This window comes from Jeotgalibacillus salarius (assembly GCF_004405125.1).
Classification (GTDB): domain Bacteria; phylum Bacillota; class Bacilli; order Bacillales; family Jeotgalibacillaceae; genus Jeotgalibacillus; species Jeotgalibacillus salarius.
In genome coordinates, this window is sequence record NZ_SORX01000001.1 from 65,390 (window position 1) to 83,796 (window position 18,407).

The window sequence follows — 18,407 nt, forward strand, 5'->3', positions numbered from 1 at the left end:
GATCAAAACATGAAAAAACCCGCACTCCAAAAAGTACGGGTTTTTGTTATATTAACCGATTGAACCTTCCATCTCGAACTTGATCAGACGGTTCATCTCAACTGCATATTCCATTGGAAGCTCTTTCGTGAATGGCTCAATGAAGCCCATTACGATCATTTCTGTTGCTTCCTCTTCAGAAATTCCGCGGCTCATCAGATAGAACAGCTGCTCTTCAGATACCTTAGACACTTTCGCTTCGTGCTCAAGTGAAATGTTGTCATTCAGAATTTCGTTGTATGGAATTGTATCAGATGTTGATTCGTTATCCATAATCAATGTATCACACTCAATGTTAGAACGTGCACCGTGTGCTTTACGTCCGAAGTGTACGATACCGCGGTACGTTACTTTACCGCCCTGTTTAGAGATTGATTTAGAGACAATTGTTGAAGATGTGTTTGGCGCTAAGTGATGCATTTTAGCTCCTGCATCCTGGTGCTGACCTTTACCTGCAAGCGCGATAGACAGTGTCATACCACGTGCACCTTCACCACGAAGGATAACCGCAGGATATTTCATTGTCAGCTTAGAGCCGATGTTTCCATCTACCCATTCCATTGTTGCATTTGCATCACATACTGCACGCTTCGTTACCAGGTTAAACACATTGTTTGCCCAGTTCTGAATCGTTGTATAACGGCAGTAAGCATCTTTTTTGATAATGATCTCAACAACCGCACTATGCAGTGAGTTTGTTGTATACACTGGTGCAGTACAACCCTCAACATAATGTACGCTTGAGCCTTCATCAGCAATGATCAGTGTACGTTCGAACTGACCCATGTTTTCAGAGTTAATTCTGAAGTAAGCCTGAAGTGGCGTATCCACTTTAATACCTTTAGGTACATAGATGAATGATCCACCCGACCATACTGCTGAGTTAAGCGCCGAGAACTTGTTATCACTTGAAGGAATAACAGTACCGAAGTGCTTTTTGAAAAGCTCTTCGTTTTCTTTAAGTGCTGAATCAGTGTCTTTAAAGACAATACCCATGTCTTCAAGATCTTCTTTCATGTTGTGATACACAACTTCTGATTCATACTGTGCAGATACACCTGCAAGATATTTTTGTTCAGCTTCAGGAATACCAAGCTTGTCAAACGTACGCTTGATTTCTTCCGGAACCTCGTCCCAGCTGCGCTCGCTTCGCTCAGATGGTTTTACGTAATACGTAATTTCATCAAAGTTAAGGCCGCTTAAGTCGCCGCCCCATTGAGGCATTGGCATACTGTAAAACTGTTCAAGAGCTTTCAGGCGGTAATTCAGCATCCACTCAGGCTCTTCTTTCATGCTGGAAATCTCTACCACGATATCACGTGTTAAACCACGCTTAGAACGGAATATTGAGACGTCCTTATCATGAAAGCCATATTTATAATCGCCAACTTCTGGCATTTTCTTCGCCATGATGATTCCTCCTTTATTGTTTGCAGTTATTCAGACTGCTGGTCAATTCCCTTTTCCATTGCTTTCCATGAAAGCGTTGCACATTTAATACGGGCAGGAAATTTTGCAACACCCTGCAGTGCTTCAATATCACCAAGGTCAACTGAATCATCGTATTCTTTGCCAAGCATCATATCTGAAAAGATCCGGGAATATTTTAATGCTTCTTCTACTGGCTGTCCTTTGATCACCTGTGTCATCATAGAAGCAGACGCCATTGAAATGGAGCATCCTTCTCCATCAAACTTCGCTTCTTTTACAATACCATCCTGTACATCCAGTGTCAGATGGATTCTGTCACCGCATGTAGGGTTGTTCATATCAATTGTAACACTATCTTCGATTTCACCCTTATTTCGGGGGTTTTTATAATGGTCCATAATCACTTGTCGATACAGCTGATCTAAATTATTAAAAGACATCGCTGAAATACTCCTTTGTTTTAACGAGTCCATTGACTAAACGGTCAATATCTTCTTCTGTATTGTACAAATAGAAGCTTGCACGGGCAGTAGAAGATACGTTAAGCCACTTCATAAGCGGCTGAGCGCAATGATGACCTGCACGGATCGCGATACCATCTGCATCAAGTACAGTCGCTAAATCATGCGGGTGGACATCATCCAGATTGAACGTTACAAGACCTGCGCGCTTTGATGGATCTTCAGGTCCGTAAATCGTTAAACCATCGATTTCAGACATTTTCTCCATCGCATAGGCTGCAAGATGATGCTCATACTTTTCAATCTCATCCAGACCGATTTCGTTAAGGAAATCGATCGCGGCCCCAAGTCCAATGGCACCGGCAATGATTGGTGTGCCGCCTTCAAACTTCCATGGAAGCTCTTTCCATGTTGAATCCTGAAGCCCTACGAAATCAATCATCTCTCCGCCAAATTCAACAGGTTCCATTGCGTTAAGATGCTTTTTCTTTCCATAAAGCACACCAATACCTGTCGGACCTGCCATTTTATGACCGGAAAAAGCGAAGAAATCGCAATCAAGTGCCTGTACATCAACTTTCATATGCGGCGCAGCCTGTGCACCATCCACTACCATAACTGCTCCGTTTTCATGAGCAATTTCAGTAATTTCCTTAATCGGGTTCATCGTACCAAGCACATTGGACACCATCATAATAGAAACAATTTTCGTCTTTTTGGTAATTGTTTCACGGACATCATCCAGTGACAGTGTACCGTCTTCCTGGAGCGGTACGTATTTCAGCTCCGCTCCGGTTCTTTTAGCAAGCTGCTGCCATGGAATGATGTTACTGTGATGCTCCATATGAGTAATGACGATTTCATCGCCTTCTTTCACATTGTCCTGCCCGTAGCTTTGTGCCACTGTATTGATGGCAGTTGTCGTACCGCGCATGAAAATCACTTCTTCAAGCGATGCGGCATTAATGAATTTACGAACTTTTTCTCGAGCTCCTTCATACCCGTCTGTGGCCCGGGTTCCAAGCGTGTGTACACCTCGGTGCACGTTTGAGTTGTACCCTTTATAGTACGCTTCAAGCGCCTGGATCACAGACAGCGGTTTTTGAGAAGTAGCTGCGCTGTCTAAATAGACGAGCGGCTGACCGTTTACTTCCTGGTCCAATATTGGAAACTGTCTGCGGATCTCTTGAACATTCATACATTCACTTTCCTTTCAATTACTTCTGTAAGCTGCTGCTTGACTCCTTCAATCGGAAGTTTCGATACAACAGGTGCGAGGAATCCGTGAATAACAAGACGCTCTGCTTCCTGTTGTGAAATACCGCGGCTCATCAGATAAAATAGCTGCATCGGATCAACACGGCCAACTGAAGCAGCGTGACCTGCAGTCACATCATCTTCATCAATAAGCAGAATTGGATTCGCATCTCCTCGTGCTTTTTCACTCAGCATTAGAACACGTGATTCCTGTTCAGCGTTCGCTTTAGTCGCGCCTTTTTCAATCTTACCGATTCCGTTGAAAATTGAAGATGCTGCATCTTTCATTACGCCGTGCTTAAGAATATAACCTTCTGAGTTTTTACCCCAGTGTCTGATATTAGTCGTAAAGTTCTGCTTTTGATTTCCTCTGCCGACTACAACCATTTTTGTATCACCAAATGAATTGTCACCAATTAAGTGCGTAGTGTTTTCTGAAATGGTGTTTCCATCATTCATCATGCCAAGTGCCCACTCAATTTTAGCGTCACGTCCGGTAATACCACGGCGGTTTACGTAAGTTGTTGTGCCTTCTGACAGGTTATCAACAGCTCCGTATACAACACGCGCATTATCTTTTGCTACAACTTCAGTTACAATATTCGCGACTGACTCGCCCGCTCCTTCAGTTGCAAGATAAGACTCAACATACGTTACAGATGAGTTTTCTTCAGCTACTACAAGCACATGATTGAATAGAGCAGAGTCAGCATTGTCGTGAACATACACAGCCTGAATCGGATCTTCAAGCTCAACATTTTTAGGAACATAAAGGAATGCTCCTCCGTTCAAAAGTGCTGCATGAAGCGCAGTCAGCTTATGCTCGTCCACTTGAACTGCGTCCTTCATAAAGTATTTCTCTACAAGATCGGAGTGTTCCTTCGCAGCAGTTAGAATGTCTGTGAAGATCACACCTTTTTCTTTCAGGCTCTCTGAGAGCTTAAGGTAAGCTGGTGTATTGTTACGCTGAATGTACAGGTTTTCCTGCTTATCAGCATCTATAAGAGACTTCAATGATTCAGGAAGCTCTTCTAATGATGCATACACATCACTTTCAACAGTGTGGTGTGTGAACTGTGTGAAATTCCATTTATCAATCTTTGTTTTATCCGGCTTCGGCAATGGCAGCTCTTCTGCTTTCGCAAGTGCGTCCAATCGAAGGGACGACAGCCAGCCAGGCTCGCCGTTCTTTTCTGAAAAAGCCTGCACCGTTTGCTGATCAACCGGCAATTTCGTTTGTGTCGTCATGTTCATCCTCCTATCGATTACGCTTCTTGTCCTACAGTTTCGTCTTCAATACCAAGTTCCTGCTTGATCCACTCATAACCTTCGCTTTCAAGGCGCTTAGCAAGTTCAGGTCCACCAGATTTCACTACGCGGCCTTGCATCATGACATGTACATGATCAGGCTCGATATAATTAAGGAGACGCTGGTAGTGTGTGATAATCAGGCAGCCAAAGTCTTCGCCGCGCATTTTGTTGATTCCTTTTGATACAACTTTAAGTGCATCGATATCAAGACCGGAGTCAATTTCATCAAGAATACCGAATTCAGGTCTGATCATCATCAGCTGAAGAATTTCATTACGTTTCTTCTCACCGCCTGAGAAACCTTCATTCAGGTAACGCTGTGCCATGTTCTGATCCATTTCAAGGAAGTCCATGTTTTTATCTAATTCTTTAATGAATTTCATTAAAGAAATTTCCTGACCTTCTTCACGGCGTGCATTGATTGCAGAACGAAGGAAGTCTGCGTTAGTCACGCCTGTGATTTCACTTGGGTACTGCATTGCAAGGAATAGTCCTGCAAGTGCGCGCTCATCTACTTCCATTTCAAGAACGTTTTCGCCGTTCAGCAGTACTTCACCTTTTGTTACTTCAAACTTAGGGTGTCCCATAATTGCAGAAGCAAGCGTTGATTTACCTGTTCCGTTAGGTCCCATAATAACGTGAATCTTTCCGCTATCTAATTCAAGGTTTACACCTTTTAAAATTTCTTTGCCTTCGATCTCAACGTGGAGATCTTTAATTACTAAAGTTGAAGCCATTGTCTAATTACCTCCGTATTATATATATTTGAAATGGGAGAACCATTCTCAGTTTATTCTCATTCTAATCTTATAACAAATTAAAACTAGAATCAAATGGTGCCGTTCCTTGTTTATAAAATCAAAAAAGTCAGTGTAAGATACACTGACTTTTCATTTCTCTACTATTATAAATGATTAATGACTTTACCTTCAAGTTCCTGGACTAAGTCCTGCGATTTTTTGTATTCTTGTTCACGTTTCATTTCCACGTTCATACGCACATTGTGATCTCTCATATACGTTTCGTAACCAACTCCGTGCGAACTTAGCATCTGCTTCTCCATGTCAGTTGTAAAATCAACTTTGATAGGATGGATAATGAATCATTCCTTTTCTCGTTTAGTTTTTTCCGTGGCGAAAGTGTTTTCAACCTAATGGTGTATTACCCCTTGCATAACTTAGTAAACACCCTATCACAATTTTTTCACTATTACAAATATTATCCTGATTTATGTAAGGGTTTACATTGTTTTAGTACCAACACCTGAAACATTTTCAAAAATTTTTTTGGTAATTTTTTTGGGAGGGTTCGACATTGACATTGTTTGATTGCTACAAGTTCGCGGGTGGATTACTACGTCCTGGGCGGGGATTACTACAAGTTACCGGGCGTATCGCTACCTTCTGGGCGGAGATTGATACAAATCGCGCGGAAACAGCGACAATTTCGCAATTCATCAACCGGCTCTGGAACGAAAAAAAACTGCCCGGCGCAAACCGGACAGTTTTATTTCTTCTATATATTACTCTCCATCAACCGGAACGACTGCGCCGCCCCACTCTTCAAGAATGAAGTCCTGGATTTCTTCAGAAGTTAAAACTTCAACAAGTTTCTGTACTGCTTCATTTTCTTCATCCCCACTGTTTACTGCAATCACATTTACATATGGTGAATCAGAATCTTCAAGTGCGATTGAATCTTCAAGCGGGTTAATTCCTGCATCAATTGCATAGTTAGAGTTGATCAGTACAGCGTCACCTTCTCCGTTTTCATACAGTTGAACAAGAAGTGCTGCTTCGTAGTCTGCTTCAAACTGAAGGTTTTTAGGATTTTCAACAACGTCTGATACTTCCGCTGCAGTTTTTTCCACGTCAGGATCCAGCGTAATAAGACCTTGAGCTTCAAGCATTGTCAGGATACGGCCGTGATCAGCTACTGAATTACTCATTAGAATCTCAGCACCGTCCGGAAGATCTTCCAGTGAAGAATGCTCCTGAGAATATACGCCGATCGGTTCGATGTGAATGCCGCCAGCATTTGCAAAATCATACTCATGTTCTGCGATTTGAGATTCAAGGTAAGGAATGTGCTGGAAATAGTTTGCATCAATTTCGCCTGAATCCAGATCCTGGTTAGGCAAAATGTAATCCTGATAAGTTTCAATTTGAAGGTCTACCCCTTCTTCTTCAAGAATTGGCTGAGCCTGCTCAAGGATTTCTGCGTGTGGTACGTTTGATGCGCCAACTCTTAATTCAACTGGCTCACCGTCTTCTCCTGTGCCGATTTCTTCTTCTGCGCTATCTGAACCGCAAGCGGCTAATGCAAAGATACTTGTTGCTGCGAATGTTCCTGCTACGAATTTTTTCATGTGTAAGTCTCTCCTTTAAATATGGTTTATTTTATAAATAAATCGTAAAGCAATTTGTACACTATCTTTTATCAAGCTTGTTCGTAAAGAAGTCACCGAAGAACTGGATGATGAATACGATCACCAAAATGATAATGGTGGCTGCCAGCGTAACGTCATCACGGCTTCTCTGGAAACCGTCGAGAAAGGCAAGGTTACCAAGTCCTCCTGCACCAATGACACCGGCCATTGCTGTATAACCTACAAGTGCGATCGCTGTAACCGTAATACCTGAAATAAGTGCCGGTAAAGATTCAGGGATCAGAACTTTCATGACAATCGTACTGACCTTAGCACCCATTGACCTTGCCGCTTCGATCACACCTTTATCAATTTCACGCAGTGCGATTTCAACCATCCGCGCATAAAATGGTGCTGCACCAATAATCAATGCGGGCAACGCTGCATCAGCACCCCTGATTGTACCAAGCAGGAATCGAGTAAACGGAATCAGCAGAACGATCAGAATGATAAATGGGATTGACCTGAAAATATTGACGAATGCTGTTGTAATCGCATAGACAATTTTGTTTTCCCACAGATTACCTTTAGAAGTGAGAAACAACAGCAGCCCGAGGGCCAAACCTAAGATAAATGTGATCACAACTGAAATGACGGTCATATAAATGGTTTCATATGTCGCTTCCCACATGACCGGCCACTCAACGTTCGGGAAAATCTGCTCAATCATGCGTGATCACCTCCACTCCAACGCTTGCTGCCTGTAAAAACTCAATTGCCCGGGCCAGCTCATCCGGTTTGCCGTGTAAATGAATAAACAATGAGCCATAGGCGCCATGTTGAGTTTGTGAAATTTTCCCCTGGAGAATGTTGACCTGCAGATCAAATGATCGGATCAGATTCGTAACTACCGGCTGTCCGGCAGATTCTCCAACAAAAGTAAGCTTGACGACTTCTCCATCCTGGTACTCCTCCAGAAGATGGGCAATCGTTTCTTTCGTTTCTTCAGGCTCAGTTACCTGTTGAACAAAACGTTTTGTAATTTGTTCTTTCGGCTGTTTGAAAACATCAAGCACATCTCCTAGTTCAACAACCTTGCCATCTTCCATTACCGCAACACGGTGACAGATTTTTCGTATCACGTGCATTTCATGTGTGATCAGAACGATCGTCAGTCCCAAGCGTTTATTAATATCTACCAACAGTTCGAGTATTGAATCGGTCGTCTGCGGATCAAGTGCTGACGTCGCTTCATCACAAAGCAGTACTTCCGGATCGTTTGCCAGCGCTCTTGCAATCCCGACTCTCTGTTTCTGTCCACCGCTCAATTGTGACGGATAGGCATCTCCTCGCCCCTCGAGACCAACCAGTTCAATTAATTCGTTCACTCTTTTTAATCTTTCCTGTTTAGGCACTCCGGCAATTTCGAGTGGAAAAGAGATATTATCTTTCACTGAACGTGACCACAGCAGGTTGAAATGCTGAAAGATCATGCTGATTTTCTGTCTGGCTTTTCTTAAATCCCCACCTCTGATGGAGGAAATCAGCTTTCCGTTAATATCAACTTTACCTTCAGAAGGCTGTTCCAGGCCGTTCAGCATTCGGATCAATGTACTTTTACCTGCACCGCTGTAACCAATCACGCCAAAAATTTCACCTTCATTTATTTCCAGGTTCACGTTGTCTACAGCTGTGAGTGAACCGCTTTTTGTTTTAAATACCTTTTTTACATCCGAGATGGTTATCATGCCATCACCTGCTTTCCTTAATTAACTTGGTATCTCGTTAAAGCAGAAGAGTAGTATAATCCTCCGATTATTTCATCTGCATATAAAAACGCCCTTCTGCGTGATGAGCAGAAAGGCGTCCAAAATGAAAAACGTCTTTCTCTCATCTTCCAGGTTTACACCTGTGTGACTTGGCACCTTTCCAGTTAGACTGTCGGTTGCCGGGCTTCATCGGGCACTTCCCTCCGCCGCTCTTGATAAGAGTTTCGCATATTAAGTTAAGTTCTTTAAGAGTACGAGACAAATCGTATCATGACCTTAAATTTAATGTCAACGAATTTTTTTCAATATTGCACATTTACTTTTGAACAGGCTGATTTGACAGCTGTTCAAATGCTTCGAATATCGTTGGAACCGACTCGAATTTATATATTTTCCGGACCATCTGACCGTCTTTAAAAAGCAACAGACAAGGTACGCTTTCAATCTGGTAGCGCTCTGCCAGTGGCTCCACAAAATTAAGATCCGCTTTACCAATGTCAGTATCTCTGATGGCAGCAGCTGTTACTTCAAGCATCCTGCCTGCAAGTTTGCACGTTCCACACATCGGTGTGTAAAGATACATCGCTGACTGCTGTTGATTTTTCAGTCTCTCGTCCAATTCCTCGATTGACCATTCCTGTATCATTAAAGATTCATCCTTCTTTCCAAAAACTCAGTGTTAATATCAATATTTGCTCCCGCCAAAATAACGGCGAGATGCTGTTCAGGGGCTGTTGCGACCTCTTTATACGCTCTGTCAATATACAGATGGTCAGCTTCAGGCATTTCTCTTTTAAACTGTTTGCGCAGCTTTTCTCCCGCATCATCTGCATCTACAAGAACATATACATCCTTTTCATACAATTCATCAATCAGCTCATCCATCTTCGTCAGGCTAATTGTGCCGTTTGTACAAATGATGTCCACTGGCTCTCTGATGATCGGCTGAACTTTGCGTTTATCAGATTTCCCTTCAACAATAATGACTTTCCTGCACTCCATTTCCCATCACACCCTCACCTTAAGGATCGCACGGCTTTCTAACATGGTATGCTGCTGATTTAATTGTCGCCTGTACTGTGGAGAAATGCAAGTAAATGAGATGGAGAAGATCAGGTTACTTTGTTACGGTGGCTGAAGATTTCCGCTTCAGGGGGACGGCGGTGAGCCTCCTCATCGCTGTGCGCCTGCGGGGTCTCACCTGTCCGTCTTCTCCCGCTGGAGTCGCCCCCTTCCGCTCCAATCATCAGCTGTGCAAGTAATATATTTTCTTTTACAAATTATTAGGTGTGACAAACAATCTTCTATTTTGTGGAAAAGCATTAAAAAACCGCCCACCACAAAAGGTGAACGGCACATTAATCAGTCTTCGTCTGTCATTTTGTCGTAAGCTTCTGCATCCATCAGTTCGTCAAGTTCTGACTCGTCTGAAAGCTCAACAACGACCATCCATGCTTTTTCGTAAGGTGATTCGTTGACATACTCCGGGCTGTCTTCAAGGTCTTCATTGACTTCGATGACCTTTCCGCTGACTGGTGCGTAAAGCTCTGATACTGTTTTCACAGATTCTACACTGCCAAACGGCTCGTCCGACTGAAGTTCGTCGCCTACTTCCGGCAATTCAACGAAAACGATATCGCCAAGCTCTGATTGTGCAAACGCTGTGATGCCGATACGTGCTTTTCCGTCTTCAACTTTTACCCACTCGTGTTCTTCTGAATAACGCAATTCTTTTGGTGAACTCATGTCATTTCCCTCCGCATACGAATTGATTTCTATACTACTTCATATTGGCATAACAGGTGCCCGAAAACAAGAAATGTTTATGATTTATACCTGCCATTTTTCTTCAAATTCAGGTTCTTTAAAACCAACTGTTACCTTTTTTCCATCAGTCGTAAGCGGACGTTTAATCAACTTGCCGTCTGATGCCAGTAATTCAAGCTTTTCATCGTCAGTCATGTCCGCAAGCTTGTCTTTTAAACCCAGCTCACGATACTTCACACCGCTTGTATTGAAAAACTTCTTTAACTCCAGGCCGCTCTTATTATGTAGCTCTGCCAACTCATCTTTAGAAGGTGGAGAATCAATTAAATGAATCTCGTTATAAGACACCTCATGCTCATCCAGCCATTTCTTTGCTTTACGGCACGTGCCACATTTTGGATATGTGTAAAAAGTGATTGCCATCTTCATTTCCTCCTTTTAATAACAGCGGTCTTCCACTGTAATGATTAGGTGCTTTAATGTTTCAAGCGCTCCTTCAAGTGACAGTGAATAATTGCGCTGCGTTCCGTGCTGTTCCATTTTTAAAATACCCTGTTCACGCAAAATTTTCAAATGGTGAGAAACTGCAGGACGGGATAGTGGAAGTCGATCCGTTAATTCATTCACTGTCATTGAATCTTTATCTGAAAGCATCAATACAATATCCTGACGATAAGAATCACTTAATGCCTGAAATAACGGAATACAATCCCGAAATGCTTTTTCTGCCTGTTCCCCCATCGTTGTCACCTCTTTTTAAAAATTATTCTCTTTCCTGTGTTTTTCTAACAATTCCGGCGGCAGCAGATCTTGAAATCAATCTGCTGGCACGGGACTGAAGCTTATTCATGCCACCAGGGATAATTTGTTTTTTCCCATTCATAAATTCAATATAAGCAATTTTTGCGACAGCCTGTGCCTTCATAGTCCCGCCTTTAAATAGTTTTGAATCATTTAATTCAGCCTGATCTTTAAAGCCAGTACTTGTTGGCCCCGGATAAAGACCGGAAACCTGAATGCCAAGGTCTGCCCATTCATTATCCAATGCTTCCGTCAGAGATTTCACATACGCTTTAGATGCGTAATAAACAGCCATCAGCGGTCCCGGGAAGAATGCAGCTGTTGAAGCAACGTTGAGTATCCTCCCTTGTCCTGCACTGACCATCTCTTTTCCAAATAATTTGGTCAGCTCTGTCAGAGAAGTGATATTTAACTGAATCATTTCCTGCTCTTTCTGCAAATCTGTATTGTGAAACTCACCGAACAAGCCTACACCTGCATTGTTAATCAATGTGTCCACTGTCAGACCTTGTGCTTTTACATCGTCATACAATTTTTGAGCAGCACCTGACTGCGACAAATCACTTTTAAAGACTTGCACTTGAACAGTATATTTATCTGCAAGTTCTGCAGCCAGTGCCTGCAGCTTATCTTCACTTCTCGCCGTAAGAATTAGATTATGCCCATTTTCAGCAAATAACTTCGCAAACTCTTTTCCTATTCCTCCTGAAGCGCCAGTAATTAAAACATTCATATAACCACTCTCCTTATGTCTATATGTTTAAAAGTTTAAACATATCGTAAAGATTTATTCATTGGAAGTCAATTGAGAGTGCTCTATTGATTAATAGACAGGGACTTAGTTACATAGCACAGATGACAAATCTAAGTGCAGCGTAGCGGAAGGGGGCGACTCCGGGACGATTAGTTGGAAGCTGAGACCCCGCAGACGCTTGCGTCGAGGAGGCTCAGCAACAACCGTCCGGAAAGCGTCCCCTGAAGCGCAGCGGAACGATTAAAGAGCCTGAAACATAATCGTTTCAGGCTCTTTAAGTCGATTTATATTTTATTAATTAAACGACAAACTTTTCAGCATCGATCAGCTTAGCTGCTGCTTCACGCTTCTTCGGAATCAGGTTCACCGGTGTGAAACGAGTGAACTTACGAAGTGCTGACAGCATCATGCGAAGTGAATCTCCACTTTCAGCTGCGATCAATGTTTCTTTTGCATGCTGTTCAATCTCGTTGAAAGCTTCCTGACAGAAGATCTGCGTATAAAGAACTTTCTGCTGGTTCTTTTCAAGACCTGATTTTTCAACAGCTTTTTGCGTACGTAGAAGTGAAGATTCCATTGCATACGCCAGAGAAACGATATCTGCAATGTTTACAAGGATTTCCTGTTCTGCTTCAAGCGCTTTGCCGTATTTCTGAGCAGCTAGACCAGCAGCCAGAAGACCAATCTTCTTCGCATTTTTCACAAGATATTCTTCCTGCTTTAACGGCTCATCGCTGATTTCTTCAGGCATCATTGTCATCAGTTCTTCCTGAAGCGCCTGTGCTTTTTGAAGCAATGGCAGTTCGCCTTTCATTGCTTTACGCAGGTAAGTACCAGGCACTAACAAGCGGTTGATTTCGTTTGTTCCTTCAAAGATACGGTTGATACGTGAGTCGCGGTAAATGCGCTCTACTTCATATTCCTGCATAAAGCCGTAACCGCCGTGCAGCTGAACTGCTTCGTCGGCAATATAATCAAGTGATTCAGTACCGAATACTTTGTTCAGAGAACACTCGATTGCATATTCAGCGATTGATTTTGCTACTTCTTTACCGTCTTTAATTTCCTCATCAGACAGCTGGCTCATACGGTCTTCGAACAAACCTACTGTACGGTACACCGAGCTTTCAGTTGCATATAGCTTCGCGCCCATTGTTGATAGCTTTTCTTTAGTCAGGTTAAAGCTTGAGATTGGTGTATTGAACTGTTTACGCTCATTTGTATACTTCACTGCAAGCTCAAGCGCACGTTTAGACGCTCCAACAGTACCTACTCCAAGCTTATAACGGCCAATGTTGAGGATGTTAAAGGCAATGACGTGACCTTTGCCTGCTTCACCAAGAAGGTTTTCAACCGGCACTTCCGCATCACTAAGAATCAACGTACGTGTTGATGAACTTTTAATTCCCATTTTCTTCTCTTCAGCACCTACAGAAACGCCTGGGAAATCACGATCTATAATAAATGTAGAGAAGTGCTCGCCGTCGATTTTTGCATAGACAACAAATACATCTGCGAAACCTGCATTTGTAATCCACTGCTTTTCACCATTAAGTACATAGTGAGTGCCTGCTGCATTTAATTTAGCAGTCGTTTTAGCTCCAAGTGCATCAGAACCTGAACCTGGTTCAGTTAATGCATAGGCAGCAATTTTTTCTCCCGTCGCAAGCAAAGGAAGATACTTTTGCTTCTGATCTTCGTTACCGAATAGAACGATAGGCAGAGAACCAATCCCTACGTGCGCACCGTGAGTGATTGAGAAGCCGCCCGCACGTGACATTTTTTCTGCGATCAGTGCTGAACTGATTTTATCAAGTCCAAGACCGCCGTACTCTTCAGGAACGTCTGCGCCAAGAAGACCTAAGTCACCTGCTTTTTTCAAAAGCTTTACAGAACGGTCAAACTCGTGATTTTCAATGTGCTCAACTTCAGGAACCACTTCATTGATCACATAGTCCTCAGTTGTTTTTGCAATCATTTTCTGCTCGTCTGTGTAGTCCTCAGGTGTAAATACGCTTGAAGCTTCTACATCCTCAATTAGAAAACTGCCGCCTTTAACCAATGCTTTTGTTTCGTTTGACATGAAAAATTCCTCCTTTGTTTTTGTGCTTTATTAACGCTGCTCCTTTCGCTTCAGGCGGACGCTTTCCACGCGGCGTGCGCTGAGCCTCCTCGGCGCAAGCGCCTGTGGGGTCTCAGCTGACACGCTTATCGCGTTGGAGTCACCGCCTTCCGCTACAGTCACAGCTGAATGTAACTTATAAACTTTTCGTTTATTCTAAAAGACTAAATTAATTAATCATTTCAAAGACGCCTGCTGCACCCATACCGCCGCCGATACACATTGTGACAACACCGAATTGCTGATTTCTGCGCTTCAGTTCGTGTAGAAGTGATAGCGTCAGCTTCGTTCCTGTACAGCCAAGCGGGTGACCAAGTGCGATCGCACCGCCGTTTACGTTTACAATATCCTCATTCAGACCAAGCTGTCTGATGACCTGAATTGACTGTGAAGCAAAGGCTTCATTCAGTTCAAAGAGATCAATATCAGATAATGAAAGACCAGCAAGTTTTAGCGCTTTTGGAATCGCTTCAACAGGACCTACACCCATAATTTCCGGTGGTACGCCGCCTACTGCGAATGAACGGAATTTAGCGATTGGCTTAAGACCAAGTGATTCAGCTTTTTCGCGGTCCATTACCATGACTGCAGCTGCTCCGTCACTTGTTTGAGAAGCATTTCCTGCCGTTACCGAACCTGTCATTGAGAACGCCGGACGAAGCTTGCTGAGTGATTCAACAGATGAATTAGCACGGACTCCTTCATCTCTTGCAAATGTGAACGTTTCTTCTTTAATCTTGTGATCTTTTCCTACTGTACGGCGAGTCACTTCGACCGGTACGATTTCTTCATCATACACGCCGCCTTCAACTGCTTTAGCCGCTTTTTGGTGGCTTCGTACAGCGAAAGCATCCTGATCCTCACGCGTGATGCCATATTTTTTTGCAACTTCTTCAGCTGTATGGCCCATGCTCATATAATATTCAGGCATTTCTTCTGCGATTTTTGAATTCGGACGAACAGTGTGACCCATCATAGGCACAAGACTCATTGATTCAGCTCCACCGGCAATGATTGTGTCAGCCTGACCAAGCATGATCCGTTCTGCACCGTATGCAATTGACTGAAGACCTGATGAACAGTAACGATTAATTGTGATAGCAGGTACTGTGTATGATAAACCTGCAAGCGCTCCGATGTTACGCGCCATATTCATTCCCTGTTCTGCTTCAGGCATTGCACAGCCGAAGATCAGATCATCAATTTCACCATCATAGTTTCCTGCACGTTTTAATGTTTCTCTGACAGCGATAGCGCCTAAATCATCTGGACGCATATGAGCCAGTGAACCTTTTTTTGCTTTACCGACTGGAGTTCTTGCTCCAGCAACAATTACTGCTTCACGCATAGTGCTCCCCCTTAAATGCTGGTTTTATCTGCATACACCGTCAAACTGCGCTCCGGGCGGATGCTTTCCGCGGGGACGGCGGTGAGCCTCCTCAGGCTAAAGCCTTGCGGGGTCTCACCTATCCGTCATATCCCGTCGGAGTCACCGCCCTGCGCTCCGTTCGACTGGATGGTCATTAAACTCTTTAGATGAAAATCTCTGTTGTGAATTGTTAACAATTCAGATTCTATGAAAATTAACAACAGTTATTTAAATACTCTTAGTTACGCAGCGGCTTGCCTTTTACGAGCATGTGCTGCATGCGCTGTTGTGATTTTGGCTGTTCGATCAGGCTTAGGAATGCTTCTCTTTCAAGCTGAAGCAGATACTCTTCATCCACTTCTGTTCCATAAGGTACTTTTCCGCCTGCTATAACGTATGCCAGTTTCTTTGCGATTTTCAAGTCATGTTCAGAAATAAAGCCTGACTGATACATGGACTGAGCTCCGAGCAGCAGTGTTGCATATCCCGGCTCACCTACGACAGGCACCTTCCTTTTTACAGGCTGGCTGTAGTTTTCAGCCAGGTGAAGTACTGCCTGTTTCGCATCATAGATCAGGTGATCACCGTTCACGCTGATTCCGTCTGACTGACTAAGGAAGTTATAGTCTCTTGCTTCAGCAGCAGATGTTGACACTTTTGCCATGGCGATCATTTCAAACACTTTGTTGGCTACTTTCTGAAGGTCGAAGTCTACGCCTTTTGGCAAGCTGTTGTAGTAGTTCAGATAAAGCTCCTTGTTTCCGCCACCGCCCGGGATCAGCCCAACGCCAACTTCTACAAGTCCCATGTACGTTTCAGCTGAGGCCTGTATGTGATCAGCCGGCAGACAAACTTCTGTTCCGCCGCCAAGCGTCATACCAAACGGTGCTGCAACCACCGGGAATGAACTGTACTTCAGCTTCAACATTGCCTGCTGGAAGTGTTTGACGACCATGTCGATTTCAAATACATTGTCATCCTGTGCTTCCATCAGAATCATCGCAAGGTTTGCACCGACACAGAAATTTTTACCCTGGTTCCCGATGACAAGCCCTTTGTAGTTCTTGGACACTTCATCCACTGCAAAATTGATCATTTGAGTGATATCCATCCCAATTGCATTATTAGGTGAAGTGAATTCAAGAAGTGCTACGCCATCTCCAAGATCGATCAGGCTCGCACCTGAATTTTTCTTAATGACGCCGTTCTTTTTCTTCAGGCGCTTTAAGTTGATTACTTTTTCGTTTTCTTCAACTGCTTTGTAATCACCATTGTGATAGAAGAAAAGATCTCCGTTTTCTTCCTTATAGAAAGAGTCATGACCGTCTGCAATCATTTTCTCAACCCACTGAGGAACGTTCAGTCCTTCTGCCTTCATTCGCTCAACAGATTTAGCTACGCCGATTGCATCCCACGTTTCAAATGGACCTTTATCCCAGCCGAATCCCCATTTCATCGCCTGATCAATACCTGTAATGTCATCAGCAATTTCTCCATGAAGTTCTGCTGAATACACAAGCACTGGCGAGAGAATTGACCAAAGTAATGATGACGCACGGTCTTTTCCATTGACGAGCGTTTTCATTTTGTTTGAATAGCCTTTTTCCTGCTTCGCCATTTCAACTGAAGCTGCTTTTAACTTTCCTCGCGCTTCATACTCAAGCGTTTCAGGATTTAACTGAAGGATTTCTTTGCCTTCCTTCTTGAAGAAACCCTGACCTGATTTACTTCCAAGCCAGCCATTGTCTCTCATTTTCAACATAAAGTCAGGAACTTCAAAAACTTCTTTTTCCTGACTGTCGACCTTGTCATATACGTTCTTCGCAACGTGGATGAAAGTATCGAGTCCAACAACATCTAACGTTCTGAATGTCGCGCTTTTCGGACGGCCGATCAACGGGCCTGTAACAGAGTCAACTTCACCGACACTGTAGCCGCCTTTCAGCATTTCCTTCACTGTAACAAGCAGTCCGTATGTTCCGATTCTGTTTGCAATAAAGTTAGGGGTGTCTTTCGCGAACACCACGCCTTTACCAAGTGTGTCTTCACCGAATGTTTTCATGAACTGAACCACTTCCGGATCTGTAGACTGCGCAGGAATCACTTCCAGCAGCTTCAGATAACGCGGTGGATTGAAGAAATGTGTACCAAGGAAGTGTTTTTGGAAATCCTCAGACCTGCCTTCAACCATTGCTTCTATTGAAATACCTGATGTATTCGAGCTGACGATACTGCCAGGCTTTCTGTATTGATCCACTTTTTCAAATACGATTTTTTTAACGTCTAAGTTTTCAACAACTACTTCAATAATCCAGTCTGCTTCTGCAAGCTGGTCCATGTGATCTTCCAGGTTGCCTGCTGTGATTAATGCAGCATTTGATTTAGATGATAATGGTGCTGGTTTTTGTTTAAATAATTTCTGAAGTGCTCCCTGACTCAGACGGTTTCTTACCTGCGGGCTTTCAATCGTCAGCCCTTTCGCCTGTTCTGCTTCTGTTAACTCTTTTGGCACGATATCCAATAGAAGCGATGGAATACCGATATTTGCAAGGTGGGCAGCAATGCCTGATCCCATTACACCAGAGCCGATTACTGCTGCTTTTTTAATGTGTCTCATCTGTTAAAGATCCCCCTTTAAACTGAATCCGCATTTTTTGAATGAATACTCATTCATTTTACGGCAAAAAAATATAAGAAAATTCTCTACATTTCTATTTTAATAAAGTTTTCAGAATAAAGCAATAGAAAATTAGAAGCGCTTTCATTGAAAAGTGGAAAATTTTTCAGCATGACCTATTTGGGGTGCGTAAGCCTGATTGTAGTTGTTTCTGTAAGGGAGGTAGCATTCCGCATCCGGGTTGTAGCGATACACACGGGAACTAGTTGTAATCCGACCCGAAGTTGCAGCAATTCCCCCGCTCTGTTATCCTATTCACTCGATATCCTGCACAACACCCG

Annotated in this window: 18 protein-coding genes and 1 riboswitch; all 18 genes read right to left on the reverse strand. The window is 43.3% G+C overall.

Annotated elements, in window-relative coordinates; genetic code table 11:
- Positions 1-51: 51 nt before the first annotated feature.
- Entirely contained in the window at positions 52-1,449 is a 1,398-nt protein-coding gene (sufB, locus tag E2626_RS00335; protein ID WP_134378472.1) for a Fe-S cluster assembly protein SufB, read from the reverse strand.
- Between the two features lie 26 nt (positions 1,450-1,475).
- Positions 1,476-1,910 carry a Fe-S cluster assembly sulfur transfer protein SufU gene (gene sufU, locus E2626_RS00340; protein WP_134378474.1) on the reverse strand — a complete coding sequence of 145 codons (435 nt, stop codon included), beginning with the start codon at positions 1,908-1,910 and terminating at the stop codon, positions 1,476-1,478.
- Positions 1,900-3,129 (reverse strand): cysteine desulfurase, encoded by a 1,230-nt coding sequence (locus tag E2626_RS00345; protein ID WP_134378476.1) that lies wholly within the window; start codon positions 3,127-3,129, stop codon positions 1,900-1,902. Before E2626_RS00345 ends, sufU begins: the two co-directional genes overlap by 11 nt.
- Entirely contained in the window at positions 3,126-4,436 is a 1,311-nt protein-coding gene (gene sufD / locus E2626_RS00350) for a Fe-S cluster assembly protein SufD (protein ID WP_134378478.1), read from the reverse strand. Before sufD ends, E2626_RS00345 begins: the two co-directional genes overlap by 4 nt.
- 17 nt (positions 4,437-4,453) lie before the next feature.
- Positions 4,454-5,236 (reverse strand): Fe-S cluster assembly ATPase SufC, encoded by a 783-nt coding sequence (gene sufC / locus E2626_RS00355; protein WP_134378480.1) that lies wholly within the window; start codon positions 5,234-5,236, stop codon positions 4,454-4,456.
- 167 nt (positions 5,237-5,403) lie between these two features.
- Positions 5,404-5,550: a YuzK family famiily protein gene (locus E2626_RS17085; protein ID WP_166786670.1), complete on the reverse strand. Its 147-nt coding sequence runs from the start codon at positions 5,548-5,550 to the stop codon at positions 5,404-5,406.
- A gap of 471 nt (positions 5,551-6,021) precedes the next feature.
- Positions 6,022-6,867 carry a MetQ/NlpA family ABC transporter substrate-binding protein gene (locus E2626_RS00360; RefSeq protein ID WP_134378482.1) on the reverse strand — a complete coding sequence of 282 codons (846 nt, stop codon included), beginning with the start codon at positions 6,865-6,867 and terminating at the stop codon, positions 6,022-6,024.
- Between the two features lie 61 nt (positions 6,868-6,928).
- Positions 6,929-7,597 carry a methionine ABC transporter permease gene (locus E2626_RS00365; RefSeq protein ID WP_134378484.1) on the reverse strand — a complete coding sequence of 223 codons (669 nt, stop codon included), beginning with the start codon at positions 7,595-7,597 and terminating at the stop codon, positions 6,929-6,931.
- Positions 7,590-8,615 (reverse strand): methionine ABC transporter ATP-binding protein, encoded by a 1,026-nt coding sequence (locus tag E2626_RS00370; RefSeq protein WP_134378486.1) that lies wholly within the window; start codon positions 8,613-8,615, stop codon positions 7,590-7,592. Before E2626_RS00370 ends, E2626_RS00365 begins: the two co-directional genes overlap by 8 nt.
- A gap of 139 nt (positions 8,616-8,754) precedes the next feature.
- A riboswitch (SAM riboswitch) is annotated at positions 8,755-8,858 on the reverse strand.
- Between the two features lie 94 nt (positions 8,859-8,952).
- Positions 8,953-9,282, reverse strand: a complete 330-nt coding sequence (locus E2626_RS00375) for a thioredoxin family protein (protein WP_244094212.1) — start codon at positions 9,280-9,282, stop codon at positions 8,953-8,955.
- Complete coding sequence (locus E2626_RS00380) at positions 9,282-9,638, reverse strand: toprim domain-containing protein (protein WP_134378488.1); 357 nt, start codon at positions 9,636-9,638, stop codon at positions 9,282-9,284. The genes E2626_RS00375 and E2626_RS00380 overlap by 1 nt, the downstream gene beginning before the upstream one ends.
- A 360-nt stretch (positions 9,639-9,998) precedes the next feature.
- On the reverse strand, positions 9,999-10,382 hold the full coding sequence (gcvH, locus tag E2626_RS00385) for a glycine cleavage system protein GcvH (RefSeq protein ID WP_134378490.1): 384 nt from the start codon (positions 10,380-10,382) through the stop codon (positions 9,999-10,001).
- Between the two features lie 84 nt (positions 10,383-10,466).
- A complete protein-coding gene (locus E2626_RS00390; RefSeq protein ID WP_134378492.1) occupies positions 10,467-10,826 on the reverse strand; it encodes an arsenate reductase family protein in 360 nt (119 codons plus the stop codon).
- A 15-nt stretch (positions 10,827-10,841) separates the two neighbouring features.
- A complete protein-coding gene (locus tag E2626_RS00395) occupies positions 10,842-11,144 on the reverse strand; it encodes an ArsR/SmtB family transcription factor (RefSeq protein WP_134378494.1) in 303 nt (100 codons plus the stop codon).
- Between the two features lie 22 nt (positions 11,145-11,166).
- Positions 11,167-11,937 (reverse strand): SDR family NAD(P)-dependent oxidoreductase, encoded by a 771-nt coding sequence (locus E2626_RS00400; RefSeq protein ID WP_134378496.1) that lies wholly within the window; start codon positions 11,935-11,937, stop codon positions 11,167-11,169.
- 319 nt (positions 11,938-12,256) lie between these two features.
- Positions 12,257-14,041, reverse strand: a complete 1,785-nt coding sequence (locus tag E2626_RS00405) for an acyl-CoA dehydrogenase family protein (RefSeq protein ID WP_134378498.1) — start codon at positions 14,039-14,041, stop codon at positions 12,257-12,259.
- A 208-nt stretch (positions 14,042-14,249) separates the two neighbouring features.
- A complete protein-coding gene (locus tag E2626_RS00410) occupies positions 14,250-15,428 on the reverse strand; it encodes an acetyl-CoA C-acetyltransferase (protein ID WP_134378500.1) in 1,179 nt (392 codons plus the stop codon).
- A gap of 259 nt (positions 15,429-15,687) precedes the next feature.
- Positions 15,688-18,066: a 3-hydroxyacyl-CoA dehydrogenase/enoyl-CoA hydratase family protein gene (locus E2626_RS00415; protein WP_134378502.1), complete on the reverse strand. Its 2,379-nt coding sequence runs from the start codon at positions 18,064-18,066 to the stop codon at positions 15,688-15,690.
- Positions 18,067-18,407 lie beyond the last annotated feature (341 nt).

Bases quoted from the DNA above. Each gene is read 5' to 3' on its own strand.
- sufU (WP_134378474.1), bottom strand. From the start codon at position 1,910: ATGTCTTTTAATAATTTAGATCAGCTGTATCGACAAGTGATTATGGAC.
- E2626_RS00370 (WP_134378486.1), bottom strand. From the start codon at position 8,615: ATGATAACCATCTCGGATGTAAAAAAGGTATTTAAAACAAAAAGCGGT.
- E2626_RS00345 (WP_134378476.1), bottom strand. From the start codon at position 3,129: ATGAATGTTCAAGAGATCCGCAGACAGTTTCCAATATTGGACCAGGAA.
- E2626_RS00360 (WP_134378482.1), bottom strand. From the start codon at position 6,867: ATGAAAAAATTCGTAGCAGGAACATTCGCAGCAACAAGTATCTTTGCA.
- sufB (WP_134378472.1), bottom strand. From the start codon at position 1,449: ATGGCGAAGAAAATGCCAGAAGTTGGCGATTATAAATATGGCTTTCAT.
- E2626_RS00410 (WP_134378500.1), bottom strand. From the start codon at position 15,428: ATGCGTGAAGCAGTAATTGTTGCTGGAGCAAGAACTCCAGTCGGTAAA.
- E2626_RS00395 (WP_134378494.1), bottom strand. From the start codon at position 11,144: ATGGGGGAACAGGCAGAAAAAGCATTTCGGGATTGTATTCCGTTATTT.
- E2626_RS00375 (WP_244094212.1), bottom strand. From the start codon at position 9,282: ATGATACAGGAATGGTCAATCGAGGAATTGGACGAGAGACTGAAAAAT.
- E2626_RS17085 (WP_166786670.1), bottom strand. From the start codon at position 5,550: ATGCTAAGTTCGCACGGAGTTGGTTACGAAACGTATATGAGAGATCAC.
- E2626_RS00365 (WP_134378484.1), bottom strand. From the start codon at position 7,597: ATGATTGAGCAGATTTTCCCGAACGTTGAGTGGCCGGTCATGTGGGAA.
- E2626_RS00390 (WP_134378492.1), bottom strand. From the start codon at position 10,826: ATGGCAATCACTTTTTACACATATCCAAAATGTGGCACGTGCCGTAAA.
- gcvH (WP_134378490.1), bottom strand. From the start codon at position 10,382: ATGAGTTCACCAAAAGAATTGCGTTATTCAGAAGAACACGAGTGGGTA.
- E2626_RS00380 (WP_134378488.1), bottom strand. From the start codon at position 9,638: ATGGAGTGCAGGAAAGTCATTATTGTTGAAGGGAAATCTGATAAACGC.
- E2626_RS00400 (WP_134378496.1), bottom strand. From the start codon at position 11,937: ATGAATGTTTTAATTACTGGCGCTTCAGGAGGAATAGGAAAAGAGTTT.
- E2626_RS00405 (WP_134378498.1), bottom strand. From the start codon at position 14,041: ATGTCAAACGAAACAAAAGCATTGGTTAAAGGCGGCAGTTTTCTAATT.
- sufC (WP_134378480.1), bottom strand. From the start codon at position 5,236: ATGGCTTCAACTTTAGTAATTAAAGATCTCCACGTTGAGATCGAAGGC.
- sufD (WP_134378478.1), bottom strand. From the start codon at position 4,436: ATGACGACACAAACGAAATTGCCGGTTGATCAGCAAACGGTGCAGGCT.
- E2626_RS00415 (WP_134378502.1), bottom strand. From the start codon at position 18,066: ATGAGACACATTAAAAAAGCAGCAGTAATCGGCTCTGGTGTAATGGGA.